16 protein-coding genes are annotated in these 13,678 nt (G+C 57.5%); 5 read left to right on the top strand and 11 right to left on the bottom strand.

Translation table 11 applies throughout. The features are described from left to right. Positions 1-312 precede the first annotated feature (312 nt). From ACRC0P_RS18005 to ACRC0P_RS17995, 3 genes are all read right to left on the bottom strand, one after another. The gene (locus ACRC0P_RS18005; RefSeq protein WP_438632685.1) at positions 313-648 is read right to left on the bottom strand and encodes a hypothetical protein; all 336 of its coding nucleotides are present in this window, start codon (positions 646-648) and stop codon (positions 313-315) included. Between the two features lie 141 nt (positions 649-789). Then, a complete protein-coding gene (locus tag ACRC0P_RS18000) occupies positions 790-1,125 on the bottom strand; it encodes a DUF6404 family protein (RefSeq protein WP_438632684.1) in 336 nt (111 codons plus the stop codon). Positions 1,126-1,209: 84 nt separating this feature from the next. Next, a complete protein-coding gene (locus tag ACRC0P_RS17995; protein WP_438632683.1) occupies positions 1,210-1,587 on the bottom strand; it encodes a hypothetical protein in 378 nt (125 codons plus the stop codon). Positions 1,588-1,968: 381 nt separating this feature from the next. Between ACRC0P_RS17995 and ACRC0P_RS17990 the strand changes: the two genes are divergently transcribed. Further along, complete coding sequence (locus tag ACRC0P_RS17990) at positions 1,969-2,961, top strand: integron integrase (RefSeq protein WP_438632682.1); 993 nt, start codon at positions 1,969-1,971, stop codon at positions 2,959-2,961. 302 nt (positions 2,962-3,263) lie between these two features. On the opposite strand, the gene ACRC0P_RS17985 is transcribed toward ACRC0P_RS17990, so the two are convergent. Further along, positions 3,264-4,040, bottom strand: coding sequence for a ferredoxin--NADP reductase (locus ACRC0P_RS17985; RefSeq protein WP_438632681.1), 777 nt, complete (start codon positions 4,038-4,040; stop codon positions 3,264-3,266). 119 nt (positions 4,041-4,159) lie between these two features. Here ACRC0P_RS17985 and ACRC0P_RS17980 point away from each other — a divergent pair, with 119 nt between their 5' ends. Then, positions 4,160-5,092, top strand: a complete 933-nt coding sequence (locus ACRC0P_RS17980) for a LysR family transcriptional regulator (RefSeq protein WP_438632680.1) — start codon at positions 4,160-4,162, stop codon at positions 5,090-5,092. A gap of 80 nt (positions 5,093-5,172) precedes the next feature. On the opposite strand, the gene ACRC0P_RS17975 is transcribed toward ACRC0P_RS17980, so the two are convergent. Further along, positions 5,173-6,642, bottom strand: a complete 1,470-nt coding sequence (locus tag ACRC0P_RS17975; protein WP_438632679.1) for a RimK family protein — start codon at positions 6,640-6,642, stop codon at positions 5,173-5,175. Positions 6,643-6,787: 145 nt separating this feature from the next. Between ACRC0P_RS17975 and ACRC0P_RS17970 the strand changes: the two genes are divergently transcribed. The 3 genes from ACRC0P_RS17970 (at position 6,788) to ACRC0P_RS17960 (ending at position 9,130) form a co-directional block, all read left to right on the top strand. Next, positions 6,788-7,918 carry a peptidase C39 family protein gene (locus ACRC0P_RS17970; protein WP_438632678.1) on the top strand — a complete coding sequence of 377 codons (1,131 nt, stop codon included), beginning with the start codon at positions 6,788-6,790 and terminating at the stop codon, positions 7,916-7,918. A gap of 96 nt (positions 7,919-8,014) precedes the next feature. Beyond that, positions 8,015-8,620 (top strand): hypothetical protein, encoded by a 606-nt coding sequence (locus tag ACRC0P_RS17965; RefSeq protein WP_438632677.1) that lies wholly within the window; start codon positions 8,015-8,017, stop codon positions 8,618-8,620. A gap of 186 nt (positions 8,621-8,806) precedes the next feature. Further along, positions 8,807-9,130: a hypothetical protein gene (locus tag ACRC0P_RS17960; RefSeq protein WP_438632676.1), complete on the top strand. Its 324-nt coding sequence runs from the start codon at positions 8,807-8,809 to the stop codon at positions 9,128-9,130. 60 nt (positions 9,131-9,190) lie between these two features. On the opposite strand, the gene ACRC0P_RS17955 is transcribed toward ACRC0P_RS17960, so the two are convergent. From ACRC0P_RS17955 to ACRC0P_RS17930, 6 genes are all read right to left on the bottom strand, one after another. Further along, entirely contained in the window at positions 9,191-9,838 is a 648-nt protein-coding gene (locus tag ACRC0P_RS17955; RefSeq protein ID WP_438632675.1) for a sulfotransferase family protein, read from the bottom strand. A gap of 121 nt (positions 9,839-9,959) precedes the next feature. Further along, on the bottom strand, positions 9,960-10,340 hold the full coding sequence (locus tag ACRC0P_RS17950; RefSeq protein ID WP_438632674.1) for a hypothetical protein: 381 nt from the start codon (positions 10,338-10,340) through the stop codon (positions 9,960-9,962). 84 nt (positions 10,341-10,424) lie between these two features. After that, positions 10,425-10,958, bottom strand: coding sequence for an acyloxyacyl hydrolase (locus tag ACRC0P_RS17945; RefSeq protein ID WP_438632673.1), 534 nt, complete (start codon positions 10,956-10,958; stop codon positions 10,425-10,427). 280 nt (positions 10,959-11,238) lie between these two features. Further along, on the bottom strand, positions 11,239-12,465 hold the full coding sequence (locus ACRC0P_RS17940; RefSeq protein ID WP_438632672.1) for a beta-ketoacyl-ACP synthase: 1,227 nt from the start codon (positions 12,463-12,465) through the stop codon (positions 11,239-11,241). After that, complete coding sequence (gene fabG, locus ACRC0P_RS17935; RefSeq protein WP_438632671.1) at positions 12,465-13,193, bottom strand: 3-oxoacyl-ACP reductase FabG; 729 nt, start codon at positions 13,191-13,193, stop codon at positions 12,465-12,467. The genes ACRC0P_RS17940 and fabG overlap by 1 nt, the downstream gene beginning before the upstream one ends. Next, positions 13,194-13,673 (bottom strand): ApeP family dehydratase, encoded by a 480-nt coding sequence (locus ACRC0P_RS17930; protein WP_438632670.1) that lies wholly within the window; start codon positions 13,671-13,673, stop codon positions 13,194-13,196. Positions 13,674-13,678 lie beyond the last annotated feature (5 nt).

Below are 13,678 nucleotides of genomic sequence, written 5' to 3'. Positions count from 1 at the left end.
TGCGAAGACAGCCTATAATCAATCGAAGACATATTAAAATAAGTGAAAAACCCGATATCCGTAATCTCCCGTTTCCTTACCTCAAGCGATGGAATCAAGTTGCGCAGATAAAACTCTGGTGCGGTTTTATCAATCCATTTTAAGATTGCTTTTTCTAGCTCACTCATGATTTTCTCGGGCGTATAACGTTGCGCTCTGGGGCAGTTACTTTATGAAACTTTGTGCGAGAATGCGAGCGCAGCGAGCCGCACAAAGGTGCATAAAGTAAACTGTCCCTCAGCAGCGCCTGGTTATACGCGAACTTGGCAGGATTCACCCCCAAGACCTCAATTCAAAATTATTGATTCTGTTGGCATTTTCATCCTCTAGAGCATAAACCTCTAGAAATTCAATTTGGCCATCTCGAATATGAATAAGAGAGTCCGCTCCTCCGGCCAAATCTGGAGTTTCTATGTAAGGTCCAGGAACATTGCCGGAACTTTGCGACGACAGTCTAGAACCAACAGAATGCATATTAAAATAAGTAAGAAAGCCGATATCCGTAATCTCTCGCTTCCTTACCTCAAGCGAAGGAATAAAGTTACACAGATAAAACTCTGGTGCGGTCTTATCAATCCATTCTAAGATCGCTTTTTCTAGCTCACTCATGATTTTCTCGGGCGTATAACGCCGCGCTCAGCCGCGGCTTACTTTGTGCGCATTTTACGCGAAAATGGGAGCGACAGCGACCGCGCAAAAGGTGCACAAAGTAAGCTGTCGGCCTGCAGCGCTTCGTTAGGCGCTGATACCTCAGAGCTCTTCCCAATGTGGAAGTTTCTGGCCTGCTGTACGAGACCAATCATAAACCGAGAAAACTAGTGGGAGAAAAATAACTACTGCTACCCAAACCTTTAAATTGATATTGCGCTCAAAAAGAGCTGAAACTCCGATACCGATAGCTACAGGAAAAAGTAGTTGGATAAAGTACCTTACGTAATTGTAATAAATTGGTACATAAAGCGGATGCTTCACCTCAAATCCTAAACTCGCGAGAAACTGAACATAGGGTGGAACAATCGCTCGTTTTTCAACGCCGATCTCTACTAAAATTTTTACGGCCTTTTCATATTTTTCTGTGGGGTTCATTGACTATCGCCTAACGCCTAAGCACACGGGCGCGAGTTTACGAGCGTCCCGCCGGCGCTTGCGACGGCGAAGTGCTGCGACTGGTTATGCATTCGCTATCCTCTGGGATGAAAGCGCGCCAAGGAAAGCACACGATACCACAACTATAATATGGGGCATGTATAAGGAGAAGCTTGTCGGGTACGCAATCGCCAAAGAGGCTTCACAAGCGAGAACCGCCAAGGCTGCAGTTATCCACGGATTCAATTTAAGCAGCATTGTCACTAAGAAGGTGAGCAGCAATATGGTAACTCCATATCCTAAAAACTGAACAACCAGAGTATCCCACAGGAACATACGCCAACCGGTGAAAAAATCTACTAAACCACTAGGTATCGCTATTGCCGCAGAGTAACCCGTAAACAAAACTCCCAATAATGCTGAGACGAGTCCTACCAAAACTGCAAAGGTCACTTGTTTCATCTATACCTCCTTGAATGCATAACAGTTAATTCAAAAGACGCTGCTTTATATCTACCCAGCTCTCTATCTACAGGCCTCTCGCATCGCCGCCACGGGAATTTTTGCGAAAAATCAAAGAGTTAAGTCATATTGGCGGATATTTCAACAAATAGATAGCGCACCGCTGCTTTATATCTCCTCAACAGAAGTGCTTTTGATCATATTGGGAACCCCTTAAAAGTCAATGACTTAGCGGGAATTTTCCGTAGATAGACGAACCTGCTGCTGAATTCTGCCATTGACATGTGGCGATTCGAGACAATACTGTATAGATAAACAGCTCACTGGGAGTCTCTCATGGATGACATACGCCACAGATTGCCTCGGAAGCCGGAAAAGTTTATGGATCAGTTGCGGCATCATATTCGGCAAAACGGACTGGCCTATCGAACTGAGCAGACCTATGTCCATTGGATCAAACGGTTTATTCATTTCAATGACTTACGGCATCCGAACGAGATGGGAGGGGCGGAGATCGAGGGTTTTCTGAACTTTCTCGCATCGCAGCGACTTTGCTCTGTCAACACCCAGCGTATAGCGCTCAACGCTCTAGTATATCTTTACAAGCGTTTCCTCGGCAAAGATATCAGTCTGCTTAATTTCAATCCTGCCAAACAGCATCGGCGCCTGCCGGTGGTTTACAGTCGAGAGGAGATAAAGGCGATTCTCGGCCATTTGCAAGGGGTTCACCATCTGCAGGTTACACTGCTATACGGTTCCGGACTGCGCAGTGCTGAGCTGCTGTCCCTGCGTGTAAAGGATGTCGATTTTGGCAGCAACAATATTTTTGTGCGCGGAGGCAAGGGAAACAAGGATCGTACGACGATGCTGCCACAGGGGTTGATTTCAGGCCTCAAGCACCAAATAGGGCGCGTGGCTCTGCTTCACCAACAAGACCTGCTCGATGGCTATGGTCGAGTGTATCTACCGGACGCCCTCGAACGGAAATCCCCCCGCGCTGCCAGCGAACTGGGCTGGCAGTACCTGTTCCCAGCCCACGCTATCGGGCGTTGTCCTCGGTCCGGTGAGCTGCGCCGACACCATATGCACCCGACCACGCTCACCCGCCAGATTCGAATCGCGGTGCGGAAAGCGGGTATCAACAAGCCGGCACGTGCGCACGCATTTCGTCACAGCTTTGCCACTCACCTGTTGGAGGTGGGCTATGATCTTCGCACTATCCAGGAATTGTTGGGGCACGCGGATATCAGTACCACAGAGATCTATACCCATGTGGTAAACCGAGGTGGAAAAGGCGTATTGAGTCCGATGGACCAGATGCAGCCGCCGCACGGGATCGCTGAAGCAGTGGCGATTTATGGAGTGGCAGTGTAACTGCTCGTCCGGTGCATAACGGAAACGCCGATATTTTTCCTGTAGGGTGAACGCCACGGGCAAATACACTGAGAACGGATTTGAGCAGCTTTAGCTGGCCAAAGGCCGAGGCACATGGACGTGTCGAGCTATCTCAGCGGTCTGACTTCGTAGCTAAGCCGATCGCGGCCATGGGCCGCTCCTACGGGGTGAGCAGTTACTTGGCTGTTTAGGAAGATTGGGATTGCTGAGTTAAAGAGACTTTGCGCGCTAAAAAAAAACCACCCGGGCGGGTGGTTTTTTAAAAGACGAATTAGCGGCGCTTACTTTTCCACAAAGGCCCGCTCGATCACATACTCGTGGGGCACGCCGGCGCGGGTCTCGCGGAAACCCCAGTCATCGAGAATGGTGGTGAGATCCTTGAGCATCGCGGGGCTGCCGCAGAGCATAAAGCGGTCTTCTTCCACATTCGGCTGGGGCACACCCAGGTCCTGGAAGATCTTGCCGGAGAGCATCAGGTCGGTGAGGCGGCCGTTGTTGCGGTAGGGCTCGCGGGTCACGGTGGGGTAATAGAGCAACTGTTCGCTCACCATCTCGCCGAAGTACTCGTGGTTCGGCAGCTCGTTTTCGATATAGTCCTGGTAGGCCAGCTCGGACACATGGCGCACGCCGTGGGTGAGGATCACCTGGTCGAAGCGCTCGTACACGTCCGGGTCCTTGATAATGCTGAGGAAGGGCGCCAGGCCGGTGCCGGTGGACAGCAGCCACAGGCGCTTGCCGGGCAGCAGGTGGTCCGCCACCAGGGTGCCGGTGGGTTTGCGGCTGACGAAGATCTCGTCGCCGGGCTTGATCTTCTGCAGCTGGGAGGTGAGCGGTCCGTCCGGCACCTTGATGCTGAAGAACTCCAGCTCGTCCTCGTAGTTGGCGCTGGCGATAGAGTAGGCGCGCAGCAGCGGGCGGCCGTTGTCCTGCGGCAGACCGATCATGGTAAAGTGCCCGTTCTCGAAGCGAAAAGCCGGATCGCGGCTGGTCTTGAAGCTGAACAGCGTCTCGTTCCAGTGATGGACTTCGAGCACCTTCTCTATATTCAAATTAGACATAAGTTTAGAACCACTTATTCCTGAATTCTCTTAATGATTGAATTTTAACCCTGGAATATCTATTGGCAAAATGGGATATTTCGATATTCATTATCGATTTACTCAATTAAAGAATTTCCGTGCGCTATTCCCTTCGCCAGCTGGAAGTCTTCCTCGCCTGCGCCCACTACGAGAACGTGAGCCGCGCGGCGGTCAGCCTGAATATGTCCCAGTCCGCCGCCTCCGCGGCACTCAAGGAGTTCGAGCAGCAGTTCGAGCTGCGCCTGTTCGAGCGCACCGGCAAACGCCTGCGCCTGAACGAACTGGGCCGCCAGCTTTGGCCGCGGGCGGAGGAGCTGCTGGAGCGGGCGCGGGAGCTGGAGCGGACGCTGGCCGCACATCGGGACCTGGGGCGGCTGAAGATCGGTGCCACCCTGACCATCGGTAACTACCTGGCCGCGGGCATCATGGCTCGCTATATGGAGGAACAACCGGGGGCGCGGGTGGAGCTGGAGGTGGCCAACACCGCGGCCATCGCCGAGCGGGTGCTGAATTTCGAGCTGGACCTGGGGCTGATCGAGGGGGAGCTCAACCATCCGGACCTGGAGATGATCCCCTGGCGCGACGACGAGCTGGTGGTCTTCTGCACGCCCCAGCACGCCCTGGCCGGGCGCAAACGGCTGAGCGACAAAGACCTGTGTGGGGCCACCTGGATAGTGCGCGAGCCGGGGTCCGGCACCCGCCAGACCTTCGAGCGCGCTCTCGCCGGGCTGCTGCCGCAGCTGCATATACGACTGGAGCTGCAGCACACCGAGGCGATCAAGCGCGCGGTGGAAGCGGGGCTGGGGATCAGCTGCCTCTCAAGGGTGTCCCTGTCCGACGCGCTGAAGCGCGGCTCGCTGGTGGAGCTGCCGGTGCCGCAGCGGGATTTCTCCCGCGAGTTCTATTTCGCCCTGCACCGGCAGAAGTACCGCAGCGCGGGGATCGAGCGCTGGCTGGAGTTGTGTAGAGAGCCGGGACCATCGGGACCCGGGACCCGGGACCCGGGCGCGAGCCAGCACAGGAGCAATTGAAAATCGGTGCCCGCGACCGGCCGCCATTACGCGGGACGGCCCACGCGGCGGCATCGCGCCCTTCGCGCCCGACTCCCACGTTATTCCTGCCCCGCCCGCCGTGCGTCCAGCCGGCGCACAAATTCCTGGAGAATCAACCGGTAAAGTTCCCGGCCCAGGTATTTGTCCTCCACGCCGCTGTCGATGGACGGGTTGTCGTTCACCTCGATCACATAGCCGCGGCCGGCGGACTCCTTCACATCCACGCCGTAAAACCCGTTGCCGATGGGCTTGGTGGCCTTGAGGGCCGCCTGCAGCACGGCTTTCGGCACCTCGAAGGTGGGCAGGGTGGCGAAGCCGCCGCTGGCGTTTTTCTTGTTGCTGTGGTTGTAGATCTGCCAGTGGTTTTTCGCCATGTAGTAGCGGCAGGCGTAGAGCGGCTTGTTGTTCAGCACGCCGATGCGCCAGTCGAATTCCGTATAGAGGTATTCCTGCGCGAGCAGCAGGCTGGACTCGGCGAACAATTCGCCCAGCTTGTCCCGCAGCTCCTCCTCGCTCTTCACTTTGACCACGCCGCGGGAAAAGGAGCCGTCGGGGATTTTAATCACCATCGGCAGGCCCAGCTCTGAAAGCGCCTTCTGCAGGCTGTCCTCGTCGCCGCGGCGCAGAATGCAGGTCCGGGGCGCCGACACCTTATGAGTGGCAAACAGGTCCGCCAGGTAGATCTTGTTGGTGCAGCGCAGGATACTGGTGGGATCATCGATCACCACCAGCCCCTCCGCCTCCGCCTTTTTAGCGAAGCGGTAGGTGTGGTGGTCTATCGCGGTGGTCTCGCGGATAAAAAGGGCGTCGAACTCCGGCAGGCGCATATAGTCCGCGGGGGTGATCAGCTCCACCGAGAAACCCTGCTCGCGCCCGGCGCTGACGAACTTCTTGATCGCACTCTTATCCGAGGGCGGCAACGCCTCATCCGGGTTGACCAGGATCGCCAGGTCGTAGCGGGTGCTGCCCTGATTTTTGCGCTGGCGCCACACTTTGTTACTGAAGCTGTCCAGGGCCTCGGCGAACAGCGTCTCCTCCGCCTCGCCCAGCTCCCTGTGGGAACAGATACGCAGGTCGACGATCTCCCACTGCTGCTGGCAGGCCAGGTGGATCTCCAGCACCGGGCAGGCAAAGCGGTCGAACAGCAGCCGCGCCAGCGGCTGCAGCGCCGGCTCGGGGCACTGGCCGAAGTAAGATTTGACCACCAGGGTCTCCCCCGGCACTTCGGGCCGGGGCAGCTTGCCCAACGCCGGCAGCACCCGCGCCAGCTGCAGCTTGTACAGCTGCGGCGCCGCCAGGTCGTTCAGGGTGCGCACGCTGGGCAGTACGTGGTGGCTGCGCGCCTCCGCCAGCAGCGAGCAGTAGTAGCCCTCGCTGCGGTACTCGTAGTTGGCACACAGGTTGATCACCCGCACCCGCTGGTGGCGGCCGGGCAGTTGTAAGTAGTCGGCAAAGGTGATCACCCGCTCGCTGGGATAGTAGGGAGCCCAGTCGGCGGGTTGGTCGATCACAATCAGCACCTGGGACATTCGGAAAGGCGTCTCGGTAAGGGTGAAAAACTGCGCGAAAGATAGAAGAAATTTTGTCCAGCTCCTATCTTTTTTTGCGCCTTTTGCTAATGTAGCTCAGCCGCAGCTTCGCGGTGTTTCCGGCCGCCGGTTGGCGGACTCCCAGATGCCTTCTTCCTACTCGCCGACTTTCCAGATTCGCCCCGCCTGCCCGGCGGATGTGCCTGCCCTGCACACGCTGGAACAGACCTGTTTCAGCAGCGACCGCCTCTCCCGTCGGCGCCTGCGCCACTGGGTGGCGGCGGACAATCGCGTCTTCCTGGTGGCGGAACGGGCCGGGCAGTTGCTCGGCTATGTGCTGGTGCTGCTGCGCCGCGGCACCCGCTTGGCGCGGCTCTACTCCCTGGCGGTGAGCCCGGCCGGGCGGGGCCAGGGAATCGGCGGCGCTCTGCTGTCGGCGGCTGAAGAGGATAGCAGCCACAGCGGTCGCCTCTTTATGCGCCTGGAGGTGGCCGAGGACAACCACGACGCCATCGCCCTCTACCAGCGGCGGGGCTACCGCACCTTTGGCAGCTATTCCAATTACTACGAAGATGACGCCAATGCGTTGCGCATGCAGAAGCGCATCCGCTACCGCCCGGAGAATCTACACAGACTGCAAGTGCCCTGGTACGGCCAGACCACCGACTTCACCTGCGGCCCCGCGGCGGCGATGATGGCGATGGCGGCGCTCCGCCCCGACTACCGGCCCTCGGTCAGCGAGGAGCTGGCCCTTTGGCGCGAGGCCACCACCATCTTTATGACTTCCGGGACCGGCGGCTGCCATCCGATAGGCCTGGCGCTGGCAACGCGCCTGCGCGGCTTCCACTGCACCGTCTACCTGAACCAGGGGACGCCGCTGTTCGCCCACGGCGTGCGTTCGGAGAGCAAAAAAAAGGTCATTCGGCAGGTGGATGCGGACTTCCGTCGGTCCGCCCGCGAGCGGGATATTCCGGTTATCGAAGAGGACTTTACCCAGGACCAGCTGCAGCAGTGGCTGGAGCAGGGCGCCCTGGCGCTGCTGCTGATCAGCACCTACCGCCTGGACGGCAGGAAGATGCCTCACTGGGTAACCCTGACCGGTATCGACGATGAATGCCTCTATGTGCACGACCCGGACTACGACGACGAGCAGAACCCTCTCGACAGCCAGTACCTGCCGATCGCGCGGGAGGACTTTGCCAGAATGTCGCTGTTCGGGCGGGAGAGGTTGCGCACCGCGGTGGTGGTACGCAGGGCCAAGTTGCTGAAGGACTAACCTGTCTTTTTATCCCCCTCCGCCAAGAATCTGTCCCGGCACGTCAAAAAATGTCAAACTGAGCCCGCGCTTTTCACCACAAAAGGAGATAACAATATGTTGCGCTTGGTTAAACTTGTATTTGCCGCCAGCTCCATCTGGCTGGCCGCCTGTGCCGGCAATCCGATGCTTGTCAGCACCAACCAGACCGTCGCCGCTCCGAATCCGGACAAAGCACAAGTTGTTTTTATGCGCTCGTCTTTTGTCGGTTCGGCGATCAACGCTTCGCTGTTTGAAGTAAAGGGCGATAAGAATGAATTTATCGGCATCATGGCCAACGGCACCAAGATCTCACACGAAGTGGAGCCGGGCGAGCATACCTTCATGGTGGTTTCCGAGGCGGCCGATTTCATGAAAGCCGACCTGGAAGCGGGCAAAACCTACTATGCGATGGTGACCCCGCGCATGGGCGCCTGGAAGGCGCGTTTCAGTTTCCAACCGATCAAGAAAAATGCGGACAGCGACTTCAGCACATCTTCAAAGAATTTCGGGAATTGGGTAAGCCAGACCAAACTGGTGGAGAATTCCGAAGCTTCAAAGCTGTGGGCGCAAAACCACGCCGCTAACGTAGAAACCAAGAAAGAGGCTTACCTGGCCAAATGGCTTTCCAAGGACGCCGAGGAAATTGCGCGGCAGACTCTGGAAGCCTCCGACGGACTTTAATCAGCATTGAGCAGGTGGCAGCTATATGTGCAGATAGATAGCTGCCAACCCAGTTCGGCTAATCGTATTAGAATTCTATCTAACAAACCGGCACGTTTTACTGGAAATATCATGAAAGGCTTTCATTCACTCCTAATTTTTCTAACCAGCACGTTACTTCTAACGGCCTGCACTAGTCATCCGGTAATGAATATCAACGATAGCCCGGTACCCAATCGCCTGAACGGAGTGCCGCAAACCGCGGAAACTGTCAGACAGGGCATTCTCGCCGGCTGCGTGGACAAAGGCTGGAACTGCCGCGAAGTCGGCCCCGGTTTGATCGAAGCCTCCATCAATGTGCGCAATCACCGGGCCACCACTGAAATCTCTTACGACAAGAACAGCTACAATATTCTCTACAAGAACAGCTCCATGCTGGATTACAACGAGAGAAACAACACCATTCACCGGAACTACAACCGCTGGATCAGCTACCTGGATAACGCTATCCACAAGCGGTTGGCCCTGTAAGTAAACCAGCCCATACTTCCATCCGGCGGCCCGGCTGCCGGATGGACCGCTTCGTCCCCTTTACTTTTCCACCCGCCGTTTCCTGCGCATCCGGCTCAGCAGCGAAAAAAATTCGCCAGAAGAGTTTTCCCGGGGAAAAGGCCTGTCCGGCACCGGCTTCCCGAGAAAACCGCACAGCGGACCCCAACCGTCGCTGATACTAAAGCGCAGCAGCTGGTCCGCGGGTACCTTTTCAACAATGTTTTCCAGGTGAGCCCGATAGAGGCGTTTGGCGGACTCCCGATCAAATTCTCCCTCAAAAGTCCTGTTGCCGATCACCTCTCTGGCCAGTCGCACAAACTCCGGCCTCACCTTTTCGGGTATCAATTCCGCCCAACGCAACGCCGGGAAGACGGTATCCGAGACGCTCCGGTACCAGCTGTCAAAATCTCGCTCGGTAACAATCACCCTGGCCTCGGGAGCGCACTCCAGGATCTCTTCGAGGAAAATACACACGGGCCAGTCCACCGCCGACGCGAAGCCACTGAGCAGGCGCGGCCAGTTTATCCACTCCGCATGGAGCTCCTCCAACCATGCGCAACAGCGCTCCGTATCCGCGGCGAAGTTGCTCATATGCAGACAGGGGCCAAAACCGAGTTCTTCCAGTGCCTGCTGTAGGGAAAGGGTGCCGGTGCGGCCAAAACTCGCACCGAGAATCTGAATATTCAAGATAGCCAGTTTATTGTTCTCAAAATTCAGCCCGATCAAAATACTGCTTGGTATATTGACTGAGATTGTTGGATTGGGCACGACCATTAATATCAATAGTCGTACCCTTCGCATCATGCGCTTATTGGTCCTTGGACTTCAGCGCCTGCAGGGTTTCAGCAGAACATTTTTGGTCGTCCTTCTTTGTCAGATCGTAGCAGGGATAGGCAAACCCCATCGGCCAATAGATAGCGCCGGCCGGCGGCCAGAAAAGGGACGCGGGCCGAAAGCTGGAACGCAACCTGCCCTCCTGAACAACCTCGCCATTCTGTTCGATCTTGTACGGTATGCCACCGGCGGAAGACCAGGACAGCGGTGCTCTTGTCACCTTGCCCTCGACGATGGGCTCTTCGGTTCCCCGCTTGATTTTCAGTACCGAATCTTCCGGTAGTTTTAGATAGGTTGAAGTTGAGCAGCCAGAGAGAACAAGAGATGCTGCGACAAATGCAATTAGCCTTTTCATTGTTGATTTTCCTTGCTTCTTGGGACGGGTAAAATAAAAGCATCGCGGCAAGTCACCTTGCAAAACCGCGATCATTTCTGAAAATCAGAAATTCAGTCCTACATTGATCACAAACGGCATATCGATGCCGTCGTTGTCACTGAAGATATTGGCATTGGAAAAATGCTTCCAGGAGACCATTAACACCAGATCCTCCCTGCCCTGCCAGTCGATACGCGCGGCGTAGCCCACCTGGGCCTGGAAGGCGAAGTGGTTGTCCTGGTGGCGGTCACCGAGCTGGTTGCTGCTGATATAGCTGGGGCCCAGGGCGCGCACAAAAAAGTAGGGTTGACCCCAGCTCTGCCGGCGCGGATAGAGATTCAGCTGGGGGTAGATGGAAATCGCGTGGAAGGAGCGGTGCTCGTTCGTATCGGTTTCCACCTTGGTGTAGCTCACCCCCAGGTGGATATGCTGGCGATGACTCTTCTCGAATTTTTTGAAGGAATAGTCGATGCCGTAGGTGCGGTTATGCTGGTCGGAGTCCGGCTGCGGGCCGCCACCGGCGCTGAGCAGCAGTTCGTTGGCGGATGTCGATTGGCACAGCAATAGCAGGGCCAACACAAAAAAAACTTGTTTCACCGCTTTCTCCTCGATTCAATCGATGGGCACGCTTCGCTTTGCCCATCCTACAATCTTTCCCTGTAGGAGCCTGCTTGCAGGGCCAAGCCGCGCGTATACAAAGCATCGCTTTGTGCGCGGATTGGCGCTCCGCCATGGATGGCGGAGCCGGGGCTTGATCGAACACTGTACGGTTGCGCCAAGGACGGCAACTCGCGATTGACTACCCACACGGTTCGCTTGCAAGCAAGCTCCTACAAAGAGGTTCTAGCAAACCGCGAAGGCCCTGATGATTTATTCCTTAAGCCCGCCGTTTAAAGATCAACGAAGTGTTGATGCCGCCAAAGGCAAAGTTATTGCTCATCACATACTCGGTATCGATCGCGCGGCCGTCGCCCTGAATGTAGTCCAGCTCAGCGCAGTCCGGATCGATGTTTTCCAGGTTGATGGTGGGGTGGAACCAGCATTCACGCATCATCTGGATACTGGCCCAGGACTCCAGTGCGCCGCAGGCGCCCAGGGTGTGGCCGGTGTAGCTCTTCATCGAACTGATCGGCACGGCACGGCCGAAGGCGTTGAGGGTGGCGTGGCTCTCGGCCACGTCGCCGCGGTCGGTGGCGGTGCCGTGGGCGCTGACATAGCCGATGGCTTGCGCATCGATGCCCGCCTGGACGATGGCCTGTTGCAGGGCTACCTGCATGGTGGGCGACTGGGGCTGGGTGACGTGACTGCCGTCGGAGTTGGTGCCGAAGCCGACAATTTCCGCATAAATCCGCGCGCCGCGGGCCACCGCGTGATCGTAGTCCTCCAGCACCAGGGTGCAGGCGCCCTCGCCGATCACCAGGCCGTCGCGCTCGCGATCGAAGGGGCGCGGGGTGGCACCCGGCGATTCGTTTTTGGTGGAAGTGGCGAAGAGGGTGTCGAACACTGCCGCTTCGGTTGCGCAGAGCTCCTCCGCGCCGCCGGCGACCATCACCGTCTGGCTGCCGTTGCGGATCGCCTCGTAGGCATAGCCGATGCCCTGGCTGCCGGAGGTGCAGGCGGAACTGGTGGTGTAGACACGCCCGCACAGGCCGAAAAAGACCCCGATATTCACCGCGGTGGTGTGCGACATCATCTTGATATAGCTGGTGGCGTTGAGGCCGTCGGTGCGGTGGTTGATCAGCATATTGCCGAAGTCGCCGATCGCCGCCGGGGTGCCCGCGGAGGAGCCGTAGGCCACACCGGCGGCGCCACTTTTCAGGATCGGGTCGTCCAGCAGGCCGGCCTCCTCCAGCGCCAGCTCGGTGGCGCGCACTGCCATCAGTGAGACCCGGCCCATGCTGCGCACCCGCTTTCGGGTGTAGTGCTTAGGTTTCTCGAAATCCACGACCGGCGCCCCCAGGCGTGTCTCCAGCCCCTCGTACTTGTTCCAGTCATCCATATACACCACGCCGGAACGGCGTTGCTGCAACGACTCCCTGACCTGCTGCCAGCCCTGGCCGATAGGGGAAATGCCGGCCATGCCGGTTACTACCACGCGTTTCATCAGTAGAGACCACCGTTTACGGAAATTACCTGGCGGGTGATATAACCGGCCCGCTCGTGCATCAGGAAGGCCACCGTCGCGGCCACTTCCTCCGGTTTGCCCAGGCGACGGGCCGGGACCATTTTCAGGATTTCTTCCACCGGCAGATCCTCGTTCACCATTTCGGTATCGATCAGCCCGGGGGCCACGCAATTGACGGTTATCTGGCGCTTGGCCAGCTCCAGCGCCAGCGCTTTGCTGGCGCCGATCAACCCGGCCTTGGACGCGGAGTAATTTACCTGGCCGCGGTTGCCGGCGAGCCCGGAGACCGAGGTCATCACCACGATGCGCCCCGGCGCCTTACGCCGCACCATGGGCATGGTGAGCGGGTGCAGCACATTGTAGAAACCGTCCAGGTTGGTGTGCACCACACGGTCCCAATCCTCCTCGGGCATCGCCGGGAAGGCGTTGTCGGCGGTAAGACCCGCGTTGCACACCACCCCGTAATAGGCGCCGTGCGCTTCCACATCGTTCAGCAGCGCTTCGCGCGCACCGCTACGATCGAGGATATCGAACTGCAGGATTCTCGCTTCCCGCCCCACTTCGGCAATCTCTTTCGCCACGGCTTCCGCCTGCTCCCGGCGGCTGCGGCAATGCAGCACTATGTTGTAGCCGTCCTGCGCCAGCTGCAGCGCAATGGCGCGGCCGATTCCCCGGCTGGAGCCGGTGACCAGAATCCACTCGGACATTTATTTTTTTCCCTTCAGATATTCTTCGATATTTTCCGGTTGAAACACATTCAGGCGCGCACTCTGCTCAATACCCTCGCCGCACACATGGCATTCGAAGGTAGCCATGCCGTTATCCGCCTGTAGCAGCCGCTCCACGCTCACCGTGAGTTCGTCGCCGCACTGATAGCTGTCCACATTGCTGTGGAACTGGCGCGAGCCGAGCAGGAAGCCGAGCTTTACCGCCTCTCCCGCGCACTTTGCGTGGTAGCCGGCAAACGCGGCAACCGCCTGTGCCATATATTCGATACCCACATAGGCTGGCACCCGGCCCTGGCGGTCGAAAAGGCCATCCTCGCGCACGCGCAGTTTCGCCACCAGCGTCTCCTCGCCAGCCGAAACCACAGTATCCAACAACACCATATCGCCGCTGTGCGGCACCAGTTCGCTCACCGGGTAGTGTTGTCCCTCTTTTGCGGAAGCTTGTATGGAAGATTGCATAAACT

The organism is Microbulbifer sp., assembly GCF_051659245.1.
Taxonomy (GTDB): domain Bacteria; phylum Pseudomonadota; class Gammaproteobacteria; order Pseudomonadales; family Cellvibrionaceae; genus Microbulbifer.
This window is presented reverse-complemented; position numbering and strand designations above follow the sequence as displayed.

Bases quoted from the DNA above. Each gene is read 5' to 3' on its own strand.
- ACRC0P_RS18005 (WP_438632685.1), bottom strand. From the start codon at position 648: ATGAGTGAGCTAGAAAAAGCGATCTTAGAATGGATTGATAAGACCGCA.
- ACRC0P_RS18000 (WP_438632684.1), bottom strand. From the start codon at position 1,125: ATGAACCCCACAGAAAAATATGAAAAGGCCGTAAAAATTTTAGTAGAG.
- ACRC0P_RS17995 (WP_438632683.1), bottom strand. From the start codon at position 1,587: ATGAAACAAGTGACCTTTGCAGTTTTGGTAGGACTCGTCTCAGCATTA.
- ACRC0P_RS17990 (WP_438632682.1), top strand. From the start codon at position 1,969: ATGGATCAGTTGCGGCATCATATTCGGCAAAACGGACTGGCCTATCGA.
- ACRC0P_RS17985 (WP_438632681.1), bottom strand. From the start codon at position 4,040: ATGTCTAATTTGAATATAGAGAAGGTGCTCGAAGTCCATCACTGGAAC.
- ACRC0P_RS17975 (WP_438632679.1), bottom strand. From the start codon at position 6,642: ATGTCCCAGGTGCTGATTGTGATCGACCAACCCGCCGACTGGGCTCCC.
- ACRC0P_RS17970 (WP_438632678.1), top strand. From the start codon at position 6,788: ATGCCTTCTTCCTACTCGCCGACTTTCCAGATTCGCCCCGCCTGCCCG.
- ACRC0P_RS17965 (WP_438632677.1), top strand. From the start codon at position 8,015: ATGTTGCGCTTGGTTAAACTTGTATTTGCCGCCAGCTCCATCTGGCTG.
- ACRC0P_RS17960 (WP_438632676.1), top strand. From the start codon at position 8,807: ATGAATATCAACGATAGCCCGGTACCCAATCGCCTGAACGGAGTGCCG.
- ACRC0P_RS17950 (WP_438632674.1), bottom strand. From the start codon at position 10,340: ATGAAAAGGCTAATTGCATTTGTCGCAGCATCTCTTGTTCTCTCTGGC.
- ACRC0P_RS17940 (WP_438632672.1), bottom strand. From the start codon at position 12,465: ATGAAACGCGTGGTAGTAACCGGCATGGCCGGCATTTCCCCTATCGGC.
- fabG (WP_438632671.1), bottom strand. From the start codon at position 13,193: ATGTCCGAGTGGATTCTGGTCACCGGCTCCAGCCGGGGAATCGGCCGC.
- ACRC0P_RS17930 (WP_438632670.1), bottom strand. From the start codon at position 13,673: ATGCAATCTTCCATACAAGCTTCCGCAAAAGAGGGACAACACTACCCG.